Below are 21340 nucleotides of genomic sequence, written 5' to 3'. Positions count from 1 at the left end.
TGGCCACACGCCCAGGGTTGGTATTTGCGCTATTTGGCGGCCTCGAGGGTGCGCAACAGCAGGGGCAGGTAGCTTGAGCCAAAAAAATGCACGTGTACCAGCAGGTAGTAGAGCTGGTAGCGCGGAAGGGCCAGTTCAACCTCGGGGGGAATGGGGTAGAGCACGCGATAGATCTTCCAGAACGGGGCCGGAAAGCCGCCGAACAGGGTCATCATGGCCAGGTCTACCGCCCGTTCGCCCCACCAGACCGAGGGATCCAGCAGGGCCGGCCCTCCCTGGGCATGGAGCACATTCCCCTGCCACAGATCGCCGTGGATCAGGGCCGGGCCTTCCTGGGGCAGGGGCTCCTTGAACAGGGCTTCGACCCGGGGCCCCAGCGGCCCCAACTGGTTCCAGGTGGCTTCCAGAAGGGGCTGGATGCGCTTTTCGAGCCAGAAGCTTTGCCAGTTGCTCTGGGTTCCGCTCGGCAGCTCAAACCGGCCCAGAAAGACCCGGTCGTCCCAGCCATAGGCCGGGGGGCGCAGCCGGTGCAGGCCGGCCAGCATCCGGGCCAGCTTTTCCCAGTCCGGCTCCCCCGGCGGCAGGTATTCCATAACCAGCCCCTCGTTGCTGGCCCAGTGCACCTCAGGGACGCGAATACCCGCCTGGAAGAGGGCAAAAAGCCCGCGGGCCTCGGCTTGGAACAGGCCGGCGGGCGGGCTGGGGTGGGTTTTGACCACGTAGGGCCCGGCCCGCCAGACCTGGCCCATATCGCCGCCCTGCAGGGGCTGGAGGGGGTATTCCTTGAGCCGGGCCTGGCGCAGCAGTTCAGCGGGGTGCATGGGTTTGCAGAAACACCTCGAGGGCCTCATCCAGCATCCGGTAGACCTGCTCGAACTGCTCCAGGCCGCCGTAGTAGGGGTCGGGCACCTCGCCCCCGCCGTTCAAATCCAGGAGCAGCCGGGCCTTGCCCCGGTGTGCGGGGAACATGCGCTCCAGCGTCCAGAGGTTTTCTTTGTCCATCACAAAGATATGATCAAAGTAATCCAGATCCTCGGCGCGAACCCGGCGGGCGGTGTGGGGGAACAGGGCGTTGTACCGCGCCAGAACCTGCTCGGTGCGGGGGTCGGCGGGCTCGCCCTCGTGCCAGCCGCCGGTGCCGCACGAATCCACCTCGAACTGCCCCTCCAGCCCGCGCTCGCGCAGCTTGCGGCGCAAAATGCCCTCGGCCATGGGGCTGCGGCAGATGTTGCCCATACAGACGAAAAGCACCCGGATCATAGTTTAACGATAACGCCCTCGTTGGGCCGGAGCTCGAGCACCCTCTCCACCTTTCCGTAGCGGTCAAGGTGGGTGGAAAGCAAAATCTCCCCGCCGGGCGTGGACACACTTCTGGGTTCGCCGGTAAAGTTCAGCGCCACCAGCACCTCGCCCCCGCGCAGGTAGGCCAGCACCCCCTCGGGGGCCTTGTAGGTCTGGTAGGCCCCGCCGAGCAGGGCCGGGGTCTCCCGCCGCACCAGCAGCAGGGTGCGAACCAGGGTCAGCATGGAGAAGGGGTCGGCGTCCTGGGCCTCCACGTTGCGCTCGGGGTAGTCGGCATGGATGGGCAGCCAGGGCTCCACCGTACTGAACCCGGCGTAGGCGTGGGGCGTCCACTGCATGGGGGTACGCTCGGGGTCGCGGCCCGGGTCCAGGCCGTGCTCACCGGCGGCCCCGCGCTGGCGCAGGGCGGCGGGATCCTGCACCTTTTCGGGGGGAATCTGCCCATCCACCATGCCGATCTCGTCGCCGTAGTACCAGGTGGGCGAGCCCCGCAGGGTAAAGAGCAGCATGGCGGCCACGCGGGCCTGGGCGTGCCCGATGCGGGTGGCCAGGCGGTGCTGGTCGTGGTTGCCCAGCACCCAGTTGGGGGTGGCAAAGGGCGGCAGGCTCTGCTCGTACTCCTCCACAATGCTGCGAATGTTCTCGGCGGTCCAGTTGGAGAGGCCCCTAAAAATCAGGTGGAAGTTGAAGGGCAGGTGGCAGCCGGGTTTCTCAGGGGTGCCGTAGTAGGGCATGAGCTGCTCGTAGGGCAGGTAGATTTCCCCCACCATCACCCGGTGGCCGGGATACTCGTCCAGCACTGCACGCATCTCCTGTACAATCTCGCGGGTCTCGGGCTGGTCTTCCTGGTAGATGTGCAGGTGACGGAAGCGGTCGATGTCGCCGGGCTTGTAGTGGGGGTTGTCGGGCTCGTCGCGGAAGAGGGCGTCTTCGACCAAAAGCCAGATCACATCAATGCGGAAGCCATCCACGCCCTTATCCAGCCAGAAGCGCATGGCCTCGTACATGGCCTGGCGCACCTCGGGGTTGCGCCAGTTGAGGTCGGGCTGCTCGGGCAAAAACTGGTGCAGGTAGTACTGCCCGGTTTTTTCGTCGAAGGTCCAGGAAGGCCCGCCGAAGTAGGCTTGCCAGTTGTTGGGGGGGCCGCCGTCCGGGGCCGGGTCGCGCCAGACGTACCAGTCGCGTTTGGGGTTGTCGCGTGATGAGCGCGACTCCAAAAACCAGGGGTGCTGGTCGGAGGTGTGGTTGGGCACGAAGTCGATCAGCACCTTCAGGCCCAGCCGGTGGGCGTCCTCGAGCAGCCCGTCGAAGTCTTTCAGGGTGCCGAAGATGGGGTCTACATCGCAGTAGTCGGCCACGTCGTAGCCGAAGTCCTTCATGGGGCTTTTGTAAAAAGGCGAGAGCCAGATGGCATCGAAGCCCAGGTCGCGGATATAGCCGAGGCGCTTGCGGATGCCCGGCAGGTCGCCGATGCCGTCGCCGTTTGAGTCCTGGAAGCTGCGCGGGTAAATCTGATAGATGCTAGCGGTTTTCCACCATTCCATACAAAGCTCCTTCATAGCCGGTGCTGGGTAAGCCACAGCCGGGCGTAGGGCATCAGGTAGGCCGGGGCGGGGGCCTGGGTGATCAGATCAAAAGGCTGCACAATGCCCTCGGCCCGCAGGGTTTCCCAGGGGAGGGCCTGGTCTTGCTCGCTGAAATTGTAAACCTGTACCAGGGTGCCCTCAGGGTGGGGGCGCTTTAGCACCAGCAGATGAGGGTTGAGCTGCCAGAGGGGGCGGGTGGGAAAGGCCGCGTGGAGCTGGGGGGTGCGGGCGCGGGCTTCCAGCAGCGCTCTTATGCCCTGGAAGAGCCGATGCTCCACCGTGCCTGCCTGCTTGCGCCGTTCGGCTTTGGCCCAGTCCATCCGGGGCCGGTGCAGCCAGCGGTTGTCGTCTTGGTGGGCGGGTTCTTGCCCGTAGTCGTAGTCGTTGAGCAGGCCCAGCTCGTCGCCCATGTAGAGGAGCGGGATGCCCTCGCCGTAGCCGATAAAGACCGCATGGGCCAGCAGGAGGCGCTCGAGGGCCAGGTTAATCAGGCGGGGGTGGCCGGACTCGAGCGCGGTCTCGAGGCCCGCCAGGCTGGCCGCACTGCCCGAGGTGCGGCGGTCGCCGGTGACGGGGTTCTCCTGAAAGTGCATCCCCCGCGCAAACGACCCTGGAAACTCGCCCCGGTAGAACTCGGACAGAAAGCGACGGTGGGCGGCCCCCTCGAGCCCCACGGCGGCGGCGTCGGTGTCGGAAATGGCCCAGCCGATGTCGTCGTGGCAGCGCAGGTAGGTGGCCCAGGCGGTGGTGGGGGGCTTTTCCGGAAAGCGCTGGAGGGCCTGGGTAAAGAGGCGGGTATCGCGGCTGGCCAGGCTGCTCCAGATCTGCACCATCAGGGTGTTGTGGTAGGCCAGCTCGGAGACCTTGCCGTAGTGCGCTCCGGTGCCCAGGTAGGCAATCAGGTCTTCCGGGGCCACGATGGCCTCGGCCTTGAAGGCCACCGCCGGCGCGCCCATCCGCACCGCCGCTCGCAGGGCCTGGGTGAGGGCGTGTACCTCGGGCTGGTTCTGGCAGTTCGTACCCAGGCGCTTCCAGGTGAAGGCGATGGCATCCAGCCGGAAGACCTCCACCCCCCGGTTGGCCAGCCACAAAATCAGGTCGAGGTACTCCAGAAACACCTCAGGGTTGCTCCAGTTCACGTCCCACTGCCAGCTATTGAAGGTGGTCCAGACCCAGCCCTCTAGCTCGTCGTCCCAGGTGAAGTTGCCGGGGGCGAAGTCGGGGAAGATTTCGGGCAGGGTGCGCTCGAATGCGTCGGGCATCGTGCGGTCGGGATAGACATAGAAGTACGCGCGGTACCTGGGGTCGCCCTGGCGGGCGGCCACAGCCCAGGGGTGTTCGCGGGCCACGTGGTTCAGGACCAGATCCAGGCAGAGGCTGATGCCCTCCCGGCGGAGCTGGGTGCAGAGCGCTTGCAGGTCGTCCATGCTGCCGAGGTCGGGGCGCACCCGGCGGTAGTCGGCCACTGCGTAGCCCCCGTCGTTTTCGCCCTCGCGGGGCAGCAGCAGGGGCATCAGGTGCAGGTAGCGGATGCCCAGCTCCTTCAGGTAAGGAATGCGCTCGGCCACCCCTTTCAGGTTCCCGGCGAAGCGGTCGGCGTAGGCGATGTAGCCGTGCATGTGGGGTTTTTGAAACCAGTCCGGGGTGTGGATGCGCTCGAGATCCAAAGCCTGCAAATCCGGTGGGCGCTCGGCCAGGTTGCGCCCAACCACGCGGGCAACACGTTCGACCACCTGGGGGGCCTCGGCATAGACCGCTTGCAGGCCCGTGAGCAGGTCGGGCAGGTAGCGGCGCACCCGGGCTTGCAGGTCGGCAGAGCGATACATGTCTAGCGCTTCAATCTGGCTGGCGAGGCCCCGGAAGAAAAGTTGGTCGTCCATGCGCTCATGTATTCTACGCAATCCTCGGGTGCGTTACGCCCACGGCAGCCATTGCAGCCAGGCCCACGTTTGGCCCTTAAGAAAGTAACGCCCCGGAGAGGTGTTTGTGAGTTCGGTTAGGGCTTTCTGAGCCGACTCGGTTCCGTTTCTTAAGCTGCGGTTAATCCAGAAAAGTAACGGTCAAAAGTCCTTGTACTTTGGGGGCTAAGGGTTGTTTGCAACTCGAGCCAGCACACGGGAGGACAAGATGCAACGAATGAAGATGCTTTCGCTGCTGGGGGGCTTGGGGCTGTGGCTAGGCGCCTGTAGCAGTGGGGAGTACACCGATAACCCCACCCCCGATAGCTCCAGTGGCCCATTCCTGGCCGAGCCGCTAACCCGGCACCCCACCGGCCAGCCCCTTACTCTGCTTTCACGCTATGTGGTGGTGAGTGAGGATGCTGGCAAACTGCGGGCCAACTATGGCGGTCTGCGTTACTGGCCCCGCCAGGCCGACAAAAACCGCAACCCCAACAACCCCAACCAGGCTTCCGGGCCGCGCTTTAGCCAGTATGCAGGCTGGGACCTTCTGGATGCCCCCGGCTCCAGCTCTACCCGCGCGGACTGGCTACGCCTCTACCTGACCCGCGAGGCCACGGTGGTGGTGGCCTGGGAGCACTCCGCGCTCTGGCTCTCGGGCTGGCGCCGGGGCGAGACCACCGCTGCCGACGGCAAGAAGTTCAACACCTACACCCGTACTTTCCGGGCCGGTGAGGTAACCCTGGGTTCCCCCGAAGGCAAAGGGGAGTACTGGGTGCTGCTGGCCGAGGGCAACGGGCAGCCCTCCGCCGAACCGGCCCTGCCCACCGGCATTACCGAGCGGCCCGTGCCCAACACCACCTGTCCCTCCTGGCTGGATAACCTCTGGATAGCCAGAGGCCCCGACGGCCGCAATTACCCGGGTTGGCATCCCCAGATCGACCCGGTGTACTGGTGCTACTACCGCCACGACCACAACTCCGACCCCGGCTTGATTGGTTACCAGGCCCCCTTCCTCTACACGGCCCAGTACACCAACAACCAGCCCGAGCGGGCCGAGGGGTTCAAGGGGTTTGCCATCCGCGATGGTGAGATTGGCTGGTATATCAACATCCACTCCGAGACCAGCACCGATCAGCGGGTTTGCGCCCGCTTCCACACGGTGGTGGTGGTGGCGACCCGCTGGCGCACCGGCGAGAAGCTGGCCGAGCTCAACTATAAGGGCGACTTCGGCGCCTCGAGGCAGAACCAGGGCGACAACCCCTTCTTCGCCAACACCTGCACCGACCCCCGCACCGGGGCGCAGGTTAACCAGGAGCAGATTGGCCAGCAGGTACAGAGCACCCGGGCTTCCAAGCGCATCCGCATTGCGGCCAACAACTCGGGCTACGAGCAGTGGGACGGTGGCCTGGTGAGGGCGCTGGGCATGGAGTTTAGCGGCCCTGGGATGGGCATCGACATCCAGAACCCCGCCACCGCCTGCAACGCCTTGAACTGCACCGATCTGGTAACCAACAACGCCTCGAGCACCCGGCGCACCTTGCAAATCATGAACCTGCGCCTGCGCTACAAACCCGAACTCGACCCCGATGGCGACGGCTACTTCGAGACCAACCTCTACGGCGATGGCCCCTACATTGCGGGTGACCGCAGCTCGGGCACCGGCCCCCTGAAGCAGTACATCAAGCCCGGCACCGACCTGCGCTTAGACGGCTTTTTCACCACCGAGGACGCCTGGCGGGGGCTTTACGTGCGGAGCGGACACACCCAGGACGTGGAGCTCGAGGGGGCGCTCGGCACGATCAACTGAGCATCCAGCAAAATCCCCGGCGGGATGAGGGGTCTCGCCGGGGTTTCGATCAGGGCATGCTCCACTGCACCGTAATGCTCCGCTGCGACTGGCCACTGCATCCGTTGTTGGTGCAGGCAACCCCGTAGATGTAGAAAAAGGGTTTTTTCTCCAGGGGGTCTACGTTGCGGTCGGTCACGCGAAAGGTGGCGGTCTGGGTATTGGAGCTTCCCCGAGCGGCGCTTTGCTCGATGGGTGTGACCTCGAGGCCCGCCGTGTTGCTCTGGTACTTCAAGGAGACGCTTGTCACACTGGTGTTGTTGAAGGTGACCCTCACCGTCAGGTCGGCGCTGCCACCCCTGGGGAGGCTGAAGGTATCGGCGGCCATGCTAAAGCTTTCGCCGGGTGCGGGGGGTGGCGGCGGCGAGCCCGGGTTGCCGGGGGGTCTGAATACGCTCTGCCCGCTACAGGCCGCCAGCAGCGGTGTTAGCAGTAACACAGCCAGGTAGGATGAGCGCATAAATGGCAGTGTAGGGAGAAAGGCTTTTGGAAAGTCTTAAGGCTAGCTAATGAAATCTTTATGTAACCCACCGGACGCCCAACCTCGCGGAGATGTCCCCATAAAATGAAACCTATGGTCAAACGTTTGGTGGTGGTGCTGCTGCTGTGTGGGGGTCTGGGGGCCTTCGCGCAAAGTTCCAAGCCTTTTGCGGGGGCCAGCCTGGTGTTTCAGTGGGTGGAAGGCACCCCCCTCACCAGCCTGATATTGCAGGCGGGGAGCTACAACTTCGGGGGTGGCCTTGGGGCCAGGGCCAATCTGGGGATTGGGGTGAGTCCCAGCTTTTTGGAGCTGGGGGCCGACCTGCTGTTCCCGTTTGGGGTGGGTCGGCTGCTGCCCTATGGGGGGATTGGCGGCAACTGGGTGGGTTTGGGCGCCCTGAACTTTTTCGGGATTCGGGGTCTGGCCGGGGTGAATTACAGCACCGCCAGTGATGCGGGCCTGTTTGCCGAAGCCGTCCCGACCTTTTATCTGGCCTCGGATGCCACCGGGATTTACGGCACGGCTTTCGGAATCCAGATTCGCTTTGGGGTCAACTACCTCTTTTGAACTGCGCTATTAGAAATTTCTGTTGTAGAAACTACACCGGGATAGGAAAAAAGGGGCGTACGCTGTAGCGACATGGACACCCGCCAGGCTCTCCTGCAAAAGGCCCGCAAAGCGTTTGCAGAGCGCGGGTATGCGGCGACCAGCCTGGAAGACCTGGCCCGAACCCTGGGTCTGACCAAAGCGGCAGTCTATCACCACTTCGCTTCCAAACGGGCTTTGCTGGAGGCTTTGCTCGAGGAGGGCTTCCAGGAGACCCAGCGGGCCCTTTCGCGCCCCGGCACCCTGCACGAGCGTCTGATGGCCCTGGCCCTGGCCTACCGTGGACAGGTGGAACCGCTTACCGCCCTCATGACCGCCCACTCGGGCCGCCGGGGGGGCGATCAGGAAGCGGTGCTGCTGGCCCTTGCAGCCATGCGTCGAGGCATCGAACAACTGGCCGGTGTTCTGGAGGAGGAGTCGCCCGGACACGGTAGAGCGCTCGCGGTGGTGTTCGCTTCGATCGTACACGGGGCGTACATGACCGCGCAGCACATGCCGGGTTTTTCGCTGGAGCTGCTCTTGAAAGAAGGGGTAGACCTTTTTGTGCGGGGTCTGCCCCAACAGAGCGACCCATAGTAAGCCGGATTTTTTGCTGTCAGCCATTGGCGCAACCTGAGCTTGGCTATCAGCAATGGGCTTTCGGCTCTTTTTACAAGCTCAGCCTGGGTCTGCCAGAATAGCCTTATGGCCCTGGTGCTGCTGATTGAAGACGATCGGGGGGTGCGCGAGGCGCTGCGCTTGGGGTTGGAACTCGAGGGCTACCAGGTACTGGAGGCGGCTAATGGCGCCGAGGGTTTGCGCAGGCTGGCCGAGGGCCCGGAGGTGGTGGTGCTGGATGTGCTGTTGCCAGGGGGCGATGGGTTTGGGGTTTTGCGCGAGATACGCAGGGTGAGTGCGGTGCCGGTGCTGATGCTCACGGCCCTGGACGAGGTGGAGTGGCGGGTCAAGGGCCTGCGCGAAGGGGCCGACGACTACCTGGTCAAACCCTACGCCCTGGCGGAACTGGTGGCCCGCCTCGAGGCCCTGCTGCGCCGCAGCAAGCGCAGCGAGGAGGTACTCTCCTACGCCGATGTGGTGCTGTATCCGCGCAAAATGGAGGCCCGCCGGGGGGAGCGGCCTTTAGAGCTTTCACCCAAAGCCTTGCAGATTCTGCAGTGTTTCCTGGAGCACGCCGAGCGCCTCTTGCCCAAGGAAACCCTGATGCAGCGGGTCTGGGGCGAGGAGGTCGAACCCAACACCCTCGAGGTACACCTCTCGGCGCTGCGCCGGGCGCTGGGCGAACCCCCGCTGCTCCACACCTTGCGGGGACATGGCTATATCTTGAGGAAGTAAGCGAGGCCCACAGCATAGAACTCACCCCTTTTGCGCTGACCCCCGACCCCTGTCTCCTAACCCCTCCCCATGACCCTCCGTCTGCGCCTCCTGCTGTGGCTTCTGCTGGCCCTGGCTTTGCTCTGGGTTCCGCTGGGTGTTTTGACCGTTCGGCAGGCCCAGCGCACCGTGCAGGACACCCTTGAGCGGGCCGCCCTCTTCCGGCTGGGTTTTCTGGTCAGCCAGGGGCGGGTGCGCATTCAGGACTTAGCCCAGGTGGTGCAGGAGTTTGGCGGGGTGGGGTTTATCCTGAGCGCCGAAGGGCGCATAGCCTACACCGACCTGGGCGATTACCAACTCCCCGAGGGCCTCGAGCAGGCGCTATCCCAGGGCCAGAGCTTTCGTCAGATTCGGGATAACTGGCTCTGGGTAGCGTTGCCCAGCGACGAGGGGGGACTGGGCCTGGGCACGCCCCTGGAAGAAGTGGCTGCCCTGCCGCAGCGCTTACTGCAAATCTACCTTGGCCTGGGGGGTTTGCTGGCCTTGCTGGCCTTTGCGGTGGGGGCCTGGGGTCTTTCCCGGTCGCTGCGTCCGCTGGACACGGTTTCGCGGGAACTGGCCCGGCGCAGCGCTGAAAACCTCGAGCCGCTCCCAGCCCCAAAGCTTCCCGAAGCCCGCCCGGCGGTTCGGGCCATGAACACCCTGATGGGCGAGCTCCAAACCGCCCTGCACCGGCTCAAAGTGCAGGAGCAAGCCGCCCGGCGTTTTGCCTATGGGGCTTCGCACGAGTTGCGCAACCCCCTGACGGCCCTGAAGGGCTACCTGGAGGTGTTGCAGCGCCGGCCTGGGGAACCCCGGGCCACCGAGGGCGCACTGCGCGAGGCGCGGCGCATGGAGTTGCTGCTGGAGGGTTTGCTGACCCTGGCGCGGCTGGAAGGCCAGGGCCGGGTACCGACAGCGCCGCTGGACTTAAAAAGCTTTCTCGAGCAACGCGGGCTGCGAGTCGAGGGAAGCGGCTGGGTGGAGGCCGACCCCAGGCTGCTTTCGGTGGCCGTGGATAACCTTATTCAGAACGCCCAGAAGCACGCCGGGGGTCTGGAGAAGCTGGTGCTCGAGGCCGCGCAGGGGGGCGTCTGGCTCTGGGCCTGCGACCGGGGCCCCGGCTTCCGGCCCGAGGTGCTGCCCAGGGCCTTCGAGGCTTTTGTCAAAAGCGACCAGAGCGAGGGGGTGGGCCTGGGGCTGGCCCTGGTGGCGGCCATAGCCCAGGTCATGGGGGGCCGAACCCAGGCCGAGAATCGCCCTGAGGGGGGGGCTCGAGTGGGCCTCTGGTTGCCGGGGGCCAGAGCTTGAATTGACTAGAATCCACGGCCCTCGAGGATGACTTTCACCGCCTCTTCGCGCCGCAAGGCTGCGGCGAAGGCCTCCTGGGCTTCCCCCAGGGGAAAGCGGTGGGTGATGAGGGGCTCTACCCGCACGCAGCCTTGAGCCAACAGGCGCAGGGCCTCCTGGTAGTCGCGGAAGGTATACATCAAGCTACCCCGCAGGGTAAGCTCCCAGTCCTGCACCAACCCGGCGCTGATGCAGGCCGGGCGCCCGAAAACTCCTGCTACCACCACCTCCCCCCCCTTGTGGCAGGCCTGAATGGCTCCTTCCAGGGCTTTCTCGTTGCCAACACACTCGAAGATTACCTCGTAGTGGCTGGCGTCGGGGCTTTTGCTTCTCAGGCCCAGTTCCTCGGCAAAGCGGCGGCGAGGTTCCAACGGATCCACCACCTCCACCGAGGCCGCCCCGTAGGCCTGGGCCACCTGGCCCACCAACAGGCCGATGGTGCCAGCCCCCAGCACTGCCACTTCCCGCCCCTGCACCGCAGTGAGGGCCACCGCGTGAACGGCCACCGCCAGGGGCTCCACCATAGCTCCCTGCTCGGCGCTCAGGGTCTCGGGCAGGCGGTGGAGTTTCTCGATCGGCGCTACGAAGACCGACGACATGGCCCCTGGGGCCTGGAAGCCCATCACCCGCAGGTTCTGGCAGATGTTGTAGCGCCCGCTCCGGCACTGTGGGCAATGGCCGCAGGTCAGGGAGGGCTCGAGGGCCACCCGGGCCCCCACCCAGCCTGGTTCAGCCTCGGGGCCAACAGCCAGCACCTGAGCGGCCACCTCGTGGCCGGGGTAGACCGGGTAGCGCACAAAGGGGTGAAGCCCTTCATAGACGTGCAGATCGGAGCCGCAGACGCCTACTGCCAGGGGTTTCAGGAGGGCCTCGCCAGGGCCTGGGGTGGGATAGGGCTCCTCCACCCAGGCCAGATGATGGGGGCCCTGGAGCGTTAGCCTTCGGTTCACCATACCGTGTACCCCCCGTCCACCACCAGCTCGCTGCCGGTCAGGTAGCTGCTGGCCTCGGAGGCCAGGAAGAGGGCGCAGCTCGCCACCTCCTCGGGTTCCCCCAGGCGGCCCAAAGGGGTCAGGCCGAGCCAGTTCTGCCGCCACTCGGGGGTCTCCAGGCCACGCTTGGTCATCTCGGTGCCGATGTAGCCGGGCGAGATGGCGTTGACCCGCACCCCGAAGGGGGCGAACTCTGCAGCCAGAGACCTGGTCAGGTGGATGACCGCGGCCTTGGAGGCGTTGTAGGCGGCCTGGGGCTGGGGCTTGTTGACGATGCGCCCGGACATCGAGGCGATGTTGACGATGCTTCCCCTGCGCTGAGCGACCATAAGTCGGCCAAAAGCCCGACTGCACCAGAAGACCCCATGCACGTTGACCTCGAAGATGAGCCGCCACTCCTCATCGGGGGTTTCCAGGGCCGGGGTGTTGCGGCAGATGCCGGCGTTGTTGACCAGAACATCCACCCGCCCGTACTCCTGCTGCAAGCGCCCAGCCAGGGCCTCGGCCTGCGCAGACTGGGTGACGTCGAGGGGATGGAACTGGGCCCGCAGGCCCATCTCGCGTAGCCGGGCTGCACTCTGTTCTCCCAGGCTGGGGTCAAGATCGACGACAATTACCGTTGCACCGGCCTCGGCCAGGGCGGTGGCGATGGCCAGCCCAATGCCCCGCGCCGCGCCGGTGACGACAGCAACCTGTCCGTCCAATCGGAAATGATTCAGAACTGTTGCCATGCTGTGCACCAACTTCCCTGTTCAAGATTGCCCCGGCTCGATAAGCACCTTGAGAGCACTCGCCATGCCGGGGTGTTCCTTATAGGCCAGGGCCTGCTCGAGGCCCTCCAGGGGTAGACGGTGGCTGATGAGGGAGCCCACCTGAACCCGCCCACTCTCGAGCCAGGCCAGGGCGGTGGGAAGGGTTCCGTTGAGGGAGAAGCTGCCGATAAGGCTCAGGTCGCGCTGGAACAGGTCGTAGGGGCTGACCTGAACACGGGCCTCCTCGGGAGCTACCCCAAAGATAAGGAGCTTTCCCCCTACCGCGGCGTAGCGTGGCATAGCCTCCACTACCGCGGGTGCACCAGTGGCTTCGGCCACAATGTCGAAGCCGTGGGGTGCCAGGTCGAGCGTCGGCTCGCCGGGGGCCAGGGCGTGGCTCGCCCCAAGCTTCAGGGCCAGGGTGCGCCGCTCCGCCACCGGATCCACCACCGCCACCTGGGCCACGCCCGAAATAAGCAGGGCTTGCATGAGCAGAAGCCCGATGGGACCGGCCCCGAACAGAAGGGCCCGGCTTCCCGGCTCGGGCCTTAGACGCTGGATGCCCCAGGCCACACAACCCAGCGGTTCGGCGAAAGCTGCTTCAGCGGGGCTCAGGCCCTGCACCGGGTAGGCGTTCGGGGCCGGAGCCACCACGTACTCGGCGAAGCCCCCGGCCCGGGTTACCCCAAGGGCTTGAAAGTGAAGGCAGTGTTGCCGCTGACCGCGCCGGCAGGCCCAGCACTGGCCGCAGGACACCACCGGGTCGAGGGCTACAAGCTGGCCCTCCTGCAGCCCCTCCACCCCGGGGCCCACCTGGTCAATGACCCCGGCGATCTCGTGGCCAGGCACCAGGGGCAACCGGGCATGAAAGTGACCCTCGAAGAGGTGCAGGTCGGTGCCGCAGACTCCTGTGGCTCCTACCCGGACGCGCACCTGGCCGTGTCCGGCCTGGGGGGCCTCGAGGTTGGCTAGCTTCAGGGTTCGGGGTTGGGTAATGAGGGCTGCTTTCATTTGATGGCTCCAAAGGTGAGACCCCGCACCAACTGCCGCTGGGCCAGCCAGCCCATGACCATCACCGGCAGGACGGCGATCATCGAGGCCGCCGACATCTTGGCCCAGAAGAGGCCCTCGGCGGTTTTGAAAGAGGCTACGTAAACCGATAGCGGTGAGGCCTGAGCTGCGGTCAGGTTGAGGCTCCAGAAGCTCTCGTTCCAGGCCAGGATGATGCTCAGCAGGGCCGCCGAGGCGATGGCCGGCCCCGAGACGGGCAGGAGCACCTGTAGCATCTCCTGGGCGGTGCTGGCCCCATCCACCCGCGCGGCCTCCATGATCTCGTGAGGCACCTCACGGAAGTAGGCGTAAAGCGTCCAGATCACCACTGGCAGGTTCATCACGGCGTACATCAGGGCCAGGGCCCAGACGTTGTCCAGCCAGCGCAGGTCGCGGAAGATCAGATACACCGGGATGATCACCCCGACGGGCGGCATCATCTTGGTGCTGATCATCCACAGCAGGGTACCCTGGGTGCGGGGGGTGGGGTAGAAGGCCATGGCGTAGGCCGCAGGAATGGCCAGCAGAAGGGCCAGCAGGGTTGAGCCCAGGGCCGAGATGATGGAGTTGAGGAAGTGCTGGGCGTAGTCGCTACGGGTAAGGGCTTCCTGGATGCTCTCCAGGGTGGGGGGAAAGAAGAGCCGGGGTGGGATGGCGATGGCCTCGCCCTCGCTCTTGAAGCCGGTTAGGAAGAGCCAGAAGATGGGGAAAAACATCACCCCGGCAGCCAGGTAGGCCAGCAGGGTCAGCTCCCAGCGTATGCGGCGGCTCATGCGCGGCCTCCTTGCAGGTTACGCCCGATCATGCGCAGCACAAAGATGGCCACGATGTTGGCCAGGATCACCGCGAAGACTGCTCCCGCCGCCGCCACCCCGATGCGGTACTCGCCGAAGGCCTTGAGGTAGATCAGATACGGCAGGGTGGTGGTGGCCAGGCCCGGCCCCCCGGAGGTGGAGGCGTATATCTCGGCGAAGATGGTGAGCAGGAAGATGGTCTCGAGCATCACCACCACGCTCAGGGTCTGGGCCAGGTGGGGCACGATGATGAAGCGGAACTCCTGCCAGGCGTTGGCTCCATCAATTTTGGCGGCCTCGAGCTGCTCCCTGGAGAGCGACTGCAGGCCGGTTAGGATGAGCAACATAGCAAAGGGCGTCCACTGCCAGGCCACCATCAGCACGATGGAGGGCATGGGATATGCGGCCAACCAGTCAATGGGCTCCCGTCCCAGGCGCTCGGCTATCCAGGCAAATAGCCCGTAGACCGGGTGCATCAGCATGTTCTTCCAGATCAGGGCCGAGACCACCGGCATCACGAAAAAGGGCGAGATGACCAGGGTGCGGGCCAGGGGTCTGCCGGGGAAGTCCTGGTAGAAGAGCACCGCCAGCACCAGCCCCAAAACCACTGTGACGAAAAGCACCGAGCCCACCAGCACCAGGGTGTTCTGCACCGCGGTCCAGAAGATGGGGTCGGTGAGTTGGGAGTGGAAGTTTTCCAGCCCCACAAAGCCCTGCCGCTCGGGGTTGAGCAGATTAAAGCGGCGAAAAGAGTGGTAGAGGGTGAGGACAAAGGGAATCTGCGTCCAGAGGATCAGCAGCAGCACAGCCGGGGCCAGTAGCCAGAAGGTGTTGGGCCTCAGGCTGTAGGTTTTCTTTCGGGTAAGGCTAAAGGTCATACCGCCTGGCTTTTGGTAAGCGGGGCTTCTCGAGCCCGCCAAACCACCCGTAGCTTGATTTGTTGTAAGCGTGTCCGGGTTTATTCATTACGGGCTCCGAAGAAGAGAGGGTAGGGGCCTGAAGCCCCCACCCCGCACAGGGCCTACTTGAGGTAGCCCGCCTCCTTCATGATCTTCTCCGTTGCAGCCTGGGCCTGGGCTAGCCCGGCGTCCAGGCTGGTGCGCCCGGCTACAATGCCGGCAATGAACTGGCCCACCTGGGTGCCGATGGCCTGGAACTCGGGTATGCCCACGAACTGAATTCCCGTGTAGGGCACCGGCTTGAGGGTGGGCTTGGTGGGGTCGGCGGTATTGATGGAGTCCAGCACGGTTTTGGCGAAGGCAGCAGCCCTCTGGTACTCGGGGTTGGCGTAAGTGGAGTAGCGGGTGCCGGGAGGGGCCGAGACCCAGCCCTGGGTGCGGCCTACCAGGGCAATGTACTCCTTGGAGGTAGCCCAGGTGATGAAGGTCTTGGCGGCCTCGACTTTCTTGCTCGATTTGGGAATGGCCAGCGCCCAGCTCCACAGCCAGTGTGAGCCGTTGGGGGTGGTGGCCACCGGGGCCTTGGCGAAGCCGATCTTGTCGGCCACCTTAGAGGTCTTGGGGTTGGCCAGGTAGCCTGCCGCCACGGTGGCGTCGATCCACATGGCGCACTTGCCTTCGGCCATCAGGGTCAGGTTCTCGGTGAAGCCGTTGCCGGTGACCCCTGGCGGGCCGTACTTGGTGACCAGCTCCACGTACTGCCCGATGGCCCGTTTCCACTCGGGGCTGGTGAGCTGGGGCCGCCAGTTCTCGTCGAACCAGCGCCCGCCGTAGGTGTTGACCAGTGTGGAGAGGAAGGCCATGTTCTCACCCCAGCCGGGCAGGCCCCGCAGGCAGATGCCGTAGACCCCGGCGCTGGGGTTGTGCAGGGTTCTGGCCCAGTTGATGGCCTGCGTCCAGGTGGGCTGGGCAGGGACGGTGAGGTTCCTGGCTGCGAACAAGTCTTTGCGGTAATAGAGCATCGAGCTCTCGGCGTAGAAGGGCAGGGCGTAGAGCTTGCCCTGGTACGAGAGGCCAGCCCGCACCGGTTTGATGATGTCCTCGAGGTCGTATGAGGCAGGCAGGCCGCTGATCTCCACCAGCCAGCCGTTTTTGCCCCAGATGGGCGCCTCGTAGGTACCGATGGTCAGGATGTCATACGAGCCCGCGTTGGTGGCGATGTCGGTGGTCACCTTCTGGCGCAGCTCGTTCTCGGGCAGCACCACCCAGTTGACCTTGATCCCCGGGTTGGCCTTTTCAAACTCCGGGGTCAGCTTCTGCATGGTGATCATGTCGGGGTTGTTGACGGTGGCAATGGTGATGGTGGTCTGGGCCAGGGCCAGCGGGCCCAGGGCCAGGCTCAGGGCAAAGAGTTTCCACAAACGCATGTACTACCTCCCTAAAAAGAAAAGGGTTTGGGGCCGCTACCGACGGTTTTTATGCTTGGCTCACCTCCTTGGGATTTTGTGAAGCGGAGCCGAAAAACTCGGCCAGCTCGAGGTATCGCAAGTAGACTTCTTGATACGCTTCACTCCTTTCATCAGGGGTAAAACGGCGAGGGGCAAGGGCAGGAGGTAAGGGAAATCCGGCAGCCAGAGCCCCGTAGAGGGCGGCCCCGCGGGCCGAGGCCTGGGGGGTGGGGCTCACTTCCAGGGGGGTTCCCAGCACGTTGGCGTAGGTTTGCAAGATAGGGTCTGACTGCGATAGGCCACCAGTGACCACTACTCGCTCGAGGGGCCCCACGGCCTGCTCGAGGGTTTCCCTGACCAGGCGGGTGCCCAGGGCGCTGGCCTCCACGAGGGCCTGGTAGATCTGCACCGGGTCGGTGTCCAGACGAAGGCCATGAAGTACCCCCTTGAGGCTTGCGTCCATCCGGGGGGTACGGCAGCCGTTCCACCAGTCCAGAGCCAGCAGGCCCGAGGGGGCCGGGCGTTCTGCGAGGCTCTGATTAAGTCGCTCGAATAAGGCTGCCTCGGAACTCCCCCCCACCCAGCTCAGGGTGCGCACCCACCAGGCCAGCATGTCCCCGGTGGCCGGCTGGCCGCACTCGTAGCCGTAAAAGCCCGGCAGAATGCCGTTTTGCACAATGCCAGCTACACCGGGAGTGGGGCGGGCGGTCGGGCTTAGAGCCAGGTGGCAGCTCGAGGTGCCCAGGATGGCCACCATGGTTCCCGGCGCTTCTACCCCCACCCCCGGCACGGCAGCGTGGGCATCAATCACTGCCACCGCCACCGGCGTGCCTGCGGCAAGGCCTTCTGTGGCCCATTGGGAGCTGAGCCCCCCTGCTTTCTGCCCTACCGGCTGAGGCGGGTTCAGCTTATCCAGCCAGGAGAACAGCTCGGGGTGCAAAGCTGCCAAGGCCTGCCTGTCGGGGTAGCCCCCGGGCTGCCAGTGGGCCTTGTAGCCGGCCTGGCAGGCCGAACGCACCTCCTGCCCGGTGAGCTGCCAGACCAGCCAGTCGCCCACCTCGATCCAGCGGGCTGCTGCTTGCCATACTGCGGGGGCCTGCTCGAGCACCTCCCAGGCCTTGGCCAGCGACCACTCGGCGCTAGTCTTGCCGCCGTACATGGTCAGGAAGGCCGGTTTCGCCCGGTTGATGGCCTGCGAGTAGGGCTCGGCAGCGTGGTGCTTCCAGAGCTTCACATAGGCGTGGGGCTCGTCGGCGAAAGCCTCCTGCAAGGCCAGAGGAGTACCGCCAGCGTTGGTGGGAAGGGGGCTGGAGGCGGTGGTGTCGAGGCCGATGCCTACCACCTGACCCCACCGCCGGGCCTCCGCGCCCATGTGCTCTATGAGCTTCCGGGTGACCGTCAGATAGTCCGCCGGGTGGTGCAGGGCGTACAAGGGGGGCAACGGGCGGCCCGAGGGTAGGGCCCGTTCCAGCACCCCATGCGGGTAACGCTCTACCGCCGCGGCCACCTCCCTACCCGTCTCGAGGTCTACGAGCACACCTCGAGCCGACTCGGTGCCGTAATCCAGTCCCAGCGCCAGGGGTATCATCCAGCCTTCCTCCAATAGATGGTCACGTGACCATTACGAAGCAGACGATAAAAACAAAGAAGCCGTTTGCTACGTTTATCCCTTTATGGTCTCGTGTCCATCAGGATATGACACACCCCCCTTCGCCTGTCAAGCCCCTTTTTGTTACAATGGTCACGTGCCCAGTATCCTTGACGTTGCCAAGCGCGCGGGGGTGGCCCCCACCACCGCCAAGCGGGCTATTAACGAGCCCCACTTGCTGGCACCGGCCACACTCGAGCGGGTGCGAAAGGCCATCGAGGAGCTCGGCTACGAGCCCGACCAGGTGGCGGGCGGGCTGCGCCGGGGCCGTACCCGTACCCTGGGGCTGATGGTGGGCAACATCATCGAGCCCTTCTTTGCCAGCCTGATTCGTAGCGTGGCCCATGCTGCTCAGGAACGGGGCTACGCCCTTATCGTGACCGACAGCGAGTACGACACCAAGGTGGAGCGGGCCAACCTGCGGGTCATGCTCGGCCACCGGGTGAGCGGCCTGATCATCCGTTCGGGCTATGGCGAGCCCAACCTGGATTACCTCCGCCGCATGCAGGAGCGCGGCACCTACATTCTGGAGATTGACTACTTTTACCCAGAAAGCCCCTTCAGCCATGTGATGCTGGACAACCCGGCCTGCGTCTTCGCAGGGGTGCGCTACCTGCACGCCCTGGGCCATCGTCGGATCGCGGCCCTGGGGAGCTACGATCCAGTTCACCACCCCGAGGAGCGCAGCCGATCCTTCCCGGAGGCGCTGAAGTCGGTGGGCCTTCCAGTCATCGAGAGCTACCAGCGAGTGATTCGCCTGGTAGAGCCCGAGGCCTATCGGCTTACCCTCGAGCTCATGCGTTTGCCCGAACCCCCTACCGCCCTTTTTGCTCTCAACGGCAGCGAGGCTGCCGGGGCTTTCCGGGCTTTGCAGGAACTGGGGCTCCGGATCCCCCAGGATGTCTCGCTTTTGACCTTCGACAACTACTCCTGGACCTCGTTGGTCACCCCGCCCCTCGATGTGATCGAGCAGCCGGTGGAAGAGATGGGGCGGGCGGCGGTGGAGATTGTGCTGGATGCGGTGGAGCACCAGACCCTTGTCAAGGTGGTGCGGCAGCGCTTTCCCGGGCGGCTCATCCGGCGGGGCAGTTGTGCACCGCCGCGGATGGCAGCGGTGCGGTGAGGAAACTCCGGGTCGTACAATGACCTCGAATGAGAAAGGAATACGACTACGTTATTGTGGGGGCGGGGTCGGCGGGGTGTGTGCTGGCCTACCGGCTGAGCGCCAAGCCCGACCTCAAGGTGCTGGTGCTCGAGGCCGGTGAGCCCGAGCAGGGCCTCTACCACAAAGCGCCTGCGGCCTTCCCCAAGCTCTTCAAAGGGCCTTCCGACTGGGCTTTTTACACCGCACCGCAGCCCGAGCTGAACGGGCGTGAACTCTACTGGCCCCGCGGCAGGGTGCTGGGCGGCAGCAGCAGCATTAATGCCATGATTGTCATTCGCGGCAACCCCCGCGACTACGACGACTGGCAGCAACCGGGGTGGGCGTTTGCCGAGGTACTGCCTTATTTCAAGAAGCTCGAGACCCATCCCCTGGGCCCCTCCGAGTACCACGGCGACCGGGGCCCCTTGCACGTGGAGGAGCGCAAGTACACCAACCCCCTCAGCCATGCTTTCATCGAGGCGGCCATGCAGTGGGGCCTGCCGCGCAACGACGATTTCAACGGCGCCACCCAGGAGGGGGTGGGCCTTTTTCATGTGAACCAGAAAAACGGCGCCCGTCACAGCGCGGCCAGCGCCTACCTGAGACCCGCCCTGCCGCGCCCCAACCTCGATGTGCAGACCGGGGCCAGGGCCCACCGCATTCTGTGGGAGGGGGCCCGGGCGGTGGGGGTAGAGTACCGGCATCAGGGCCAGCTCTGGCAGGTGCGGGCCCGCCGGGGGGTGATTGTCTCGAGCGGTGCGGTGCAGTCGCCCCAGCTCCTGATGCTCTCGGGGATTGGCCCCGCCGAACACCTTAAGTCACACGGCCTCGAGGTACGCCAGGATCTGCCGGTGGGGCAGAACCTCTGGGATCACCTGGCCCTGCCGGTCATCTGGCACTGCAAGGCCCCGGTCAGCCTGGACAAGGCCGAAACCCTGGCCAACATCCTTCGCTACCTGCTCACCCAGCGCGGGCCCTTTGTGAGCAACGTGGCCGAGGCGGGGGCATTTGTGCGTACCCGGCCCCAGGCCCCGGCGCCCGATTTGCAGTTCCACTTTGGCCCGGCCTTCTTCAGCAACCACGGCTTCGACCGCGAGGAGGGCCATTTCTTTACCATCGGCCCCACCCTGGTTGCGCCCCAGAGCCGGGGGTGGATTGGGCTGAAAAGTGCCGACCCCGAAGACGCCCCGCTGATCCAGCCGCACTACCTGCGCGAACCCGCCGATCTGGAGGTGCTGCGGGCTGGCATGGAGCTGGCCCGCGAAATAGCCGCGCAGAAAGCCTTTGATGCTTACCGGGGCCAGCCCCACGCCCGTCAGGCCGAGGTGCAGAGCGCTGCCGAGATGGCCGCCTACATCCGCCAGCACGCCCAGACCCTCTACCACCCCGCCGGGACGTGCAGCATGGGGCAGGTGGTGGACGCACACCTCAAGGTTTACGGCACCGAGCACCTCTATGTGGTGGATGCCTCGGTGATGCCGGGGGTGGTGCGCGGTAACACCCACATCCCCACCCTGATGGTGGCCGAGCGGGCTGCCGACCTGCTGCTAGGGGTCTAGCGGTTTGGCCTCGGGCACGGTGAGCCCGGCGTAAACCTGGGCTAGGCTCAGACGGGCCTCGAGGCAGGGAATCTCCAGGGTTCCTTCGTTGACCAGCTCACTCCACCAGAGGTTCCACGGGGTCTTCTGGTAAATTTCCACCCGGCGCTCTTCCTGCGAGACCAGCAGATAGGTTTTCAGGGTGGGGATTTTGAAGTAGGCATCGAGCTTTTCGCGCCGGTCGCGCTCGAGGGTGCTGCTTGATGGCACCTCTGCAATGAAGCAGGGCTGATGAATCTCGTGGCTGTGCGGCTCCTTGGCGCAACTGACCACCACATCGGGGTAGTAGTAGCGGTTGAGCTGAGCCACCCAGGTGCGAACGGTTTGCACCTGAAACGCGCAGCCCCGTGTCTTGGCGATAGCTCTGAGGGCATCGGCTATGTTCAGCACGATTTCGTTGTGCTGCTTGCTCTCGCCGGCCATGGCGTACACGAAACCGTCCAGGTACTCGTAACGCTGGTCGGTTTGCTTTTCGAGCTCGAGCCACTCCTCCTTGGACAGGCGCAGAGGGCGCGGGGCGCGGGCGGCCATGAGGCAATTCTAGCGCAGGTGAGCGCTGCCATATACAAAGCGCTATTTTTCCGCTAGACTGG

General features: G+C 65.0%; 20 protein-coding genes. 7 read left to right on the top strand and 13 right to left on the bottom strand.

Features of this window, described 5'->3' with window-relative positions; all coding sequences use genetic code 11:
- Positions 1-29: 29 nt before the first annotated feature.
- The 4 genes from J3L12_RS05445 to J3L12_RS05430 are packed head-to-tail and all read right to left on the bottom strand — an operon-like array spanning position 30 to position 4768.
- The gene (locus J3L12_RS05445; protein ID WP_208014032.1) at positions 30-821 is read right to left on the bottom strand and encodes a fructosamine kinase family protein; all 792 of its coding nucleotides are present in this window, start codon (positions 819-821) and stop codon (positions 30-32) included.
- Entirely contained in the window at positions 808-1260 is a 453-nt protein-coding gene (locus J3L12_RS05440) for a low molecular weight protein-tyrosine-phosphatase (RefSeq protein ID WP_208014031.1), read from the bottom strand. The genes J3L12_RS05445 and J3L12_RS05440 overlap by 14 nt, the downstream gene beginning before the upstream one ends.
- Entirely contained in the window at positions 1257-2846 is a 1590-nt protein-coding gene (locus J3L12_RS05435) for an alpha-amylase family glycosyl hydrolase (protein ID WP_208014030.1), read from the bottom strand. Before J3L12_RS05435 ends, J3L12_RS05440 begins: the two co-directional genes overlap by 4 nt.
- A gap of 11 nt (positions 2847-2857) precedes the next feature.
- Complete coding sequence (locus J3L12_RS05430) at positions 2858-4768, bottom strand: alpha-amylase family protein (protein ID WP_208014029.1); 1911 nt, start codon at positions 4766-4768, stop codon at positions 2858-2860.
- 247 nt (positions 4769-5015) lie between these two features.
- Here J3L12_RS05430 and J3L12_RS05425 point away from each other — a divergent pair, with 247 nt between their 5' ends.
- Entirely contained in the window at positions 5016-6596 is a 1581-nt protein-coding gene (locus tag J3L12_RS05425) for a hypothetical protein (RefSeq protein WP_208014028.1), read from the top strand.
- A 49-nt stretch (positions 6597-6645) separates the two neighbouring features.
- Here J3L12_RS05425 and J3L12_RS05420 read toward each other — a convergent pair whose 3' ends face one another.
- The gene (locus tag J3L12_RS05420) at positions 6646-7095 is read right to left on the bottom strand and encodes a hypothetical protein (RefSeq protein ID WP_208014027.1); all 450 of its coding nucleotides are present in this window, start codon (positions 7093-7095) and stop codon (positions 6646-6648) included.
- A gap of 114 nt (positions 7096-7209) precedes the next feature.
- Here J3L12_RS05420 and J3L12_RS05415 point away from each other — a divergent pair, with 114 nt between their 5' ends.
- The 4 genes from J3L12_RS05415 to J3L12_RS05400 all read left to right on the top strand — a co-directional run bounded on the left by J3L12_RS05415 (position 7210) and on the right by J3L12_RS05400 (position 10383).
- Positions 7210-7683: a hypothetical protein gene (locus J3L12_RS05415; protein ID WP_208014026.1), complete on the top strand. Its 474-nt coding sequence runs from the start codon at positions 7210-7212 to the stop codon at positions 7681-7683.
- Between the two features lie 72 nt (positions 7684-7755).
- Positions 7756-8298 carry a TetR/AcrR family transcriptional regulator gene (locus J3L12_RS05410; RefSeq protein ID WP_208014025.1) on the top strand — a complete coding sequence of 181 codons (543 nt, stop codon included), beginning with the start codon at positions 7756-7758 and terminating at the stop codon, positions 8296-8298.
- 108 nt (positions 8299-8406) lie between these two features.
- Positions 8407-9054, top strand: coding sequence for a response regulator transcription factor (locus tag J3L12_RS05405; RefSeq protein ID WP_208014024.1), 648 nt, complete (start codon positions 8407-8409; stop codon positions 9052-9054).
- A 69-nt stretch (positions 9055-9123) separates the two neighbouring features.
- Positions 9124-10383 carry a HAMP domain-containing sensor histidine kinase gene (locus tag J3L12_RS05400; protein WP_208014023.1) on the top strand — a complete coding sequence of 420 codons (1260 nt, stop codon included), beginning with the start codon at positions 9124-9126 and terminating at the stop codon, positions 10381-10383.
- 5 nt (positions 10384-10388) lie between these two features.
- On the opposite strand, the gene J3L12_RS05395 is transcribed toward J3L12_RS05400, so the two are convergent.
- The 7 genes from J3L12_RS05395 to J3L12_RS05365 form a co-directional block, all read right to left on the bottom strand.
- Positions 10389-11372, bottom strand: a complete 984-nt coding sequence (locus tag J3L12_RS05395; RefSeq protein ID WP_347708846.1) for an alcohol dehydrogenase catalytic domain-containing protein — start codon at positions 11370-11372, stop codon at positions 10389-10391.
- Positions 11369-12145 (bottom strand): glucose 1-dehydrogenase, encoded by a 777-nt coding sequence (locus J3L12_RS05390; protein WP_208014021.1) that lies wholly within the window; start codon positions 12143-12145, stop codon positions 11369-11371. Before J3L12_RS05390 ends, J3L12_RS05395 begins: the two co-directional genes overlap by 4 nt.
- A gap of 21 nt (positions 12146-12166) precedes the next feature.
- Positions 12167-13177 (bottom strand): zinc-dependent alcohol dehydrogenase family protein, encoded by a 1011-nt coding sequence (locus J3L12_RS05385; protein ID WP_208014020.1) that lies wholly within the window; start codon positions 13175-13177, stop codon positions 12167-12169.
- Positions 13174-13989, bottom strand: coding sequence for a carbohydrate ABC transporter permease (locus tag J3L12_RS05380; protein WP_208014019.1), 816 nt, complete (start codon positions 13987-13989; stop codon positions 13174-13176). The genes J3L12_RS05385 and J3L12_RS05380 overlap by 4 nt, the downstream gene beginning before the upstream one ends.
- Entirely contained in the window at positions 13986-14888 is a 903-nt protein-coding gene (locus tag J3L12_RS05375; protein ID WP_243454970.1) for a sugar ABC transporter permease, read from the bottom strand. The genes J3L12_RS05380 and J3L12_RS05375 overlap by 4 nt, the downstream gene beginning before the upstream one ends.
- 143 nt (positions 14889-15031) lie before the next feature.
- Positions 15032-16336 carry a sugar ABC transporter substrate-binding protein gene (locus J3L12_RS05370; protein ID WP_208014018.1) on the bottom strand — a complete coding sequence of 435 codons (1305 nt, stop codon included), beginning with the start codon at positions 16334-16336 and terminating at the stop codon, positions 15032-15034.
- Positions 16337-16385: 49 nt separating this feature from the next.
- Positions 16386-17945, bottom strand: coding sequence for a ribulokinase (locus J3L12_RS05365; RefSeq protein ID WP_208014017.1), 1560 nt, complete (start codon positions 17943-17945; stop codon positions 16386-16388).
- A gap of 157 nt (positions 17946-18102) precedes the next feature.
- Between J3L12_RS05365 and J3L12_RS05360 the strand changes: the two genes are divergently transcribed.
- Both J3L12_RS05360 and J3L12_RS05355 read left to right on the top strand, forming a co-directional pair.
- Positions 18103-19128, top strand: coding sequence for a LacI family DNA-binding transcriptional regulator (locus J3L12_RS05360; RefSeq protein WP_208014016.1), 1026 nt, complete (start codon positions 18103-18105; stop codon positions 19126-19128).
- 29 nt (positions 19129-19157) lie between these two features.
- Positions 19158-20708 carry a GMC family oxidoreductase N-terminal domain-containing protein gene (locus J3L12_RS05355; protein WP_208014015.1) on the top strand — a complete coding sequence of 517 codons (1551 nt, stop codon included), beginning with the start codon at positions 19158-19160 and terminating at the stop codon, positions 20706-20708.
- Here J3L12_RS05355 and J3L12_RS05350 read toward each other — a convergent pair.
- Positions 20697-21278 (bottom strand): Uma2 family endonuclease, encoded by a 582-nt coding sequence (locus J3L12_RS05350; RefSeq protein WP_208014014.1) that lies wholly within the window; start codon positions 21276-21278, stop codon positions 20697-20699. The genes J3L12_RS05355 and J3L12_RS05350 overlap by 12 nt on opposite strands.
- Positions 21279-21340: the final 62 nt, after the last annotated feature.

This window comes from Meiothermus sp. CFH 77666 (genome assembly GCF_017497985.1).
Lineage (GTDB): Bacteria > Deinococcota > Deinococci > Deinococcales > Thermaceae > Meiothermus.
The sequence above is the reverse complement of the archived record's forward strand: the minus strand, read 5'-3'. Positions and strand labels throughout refer to the sequence as shown.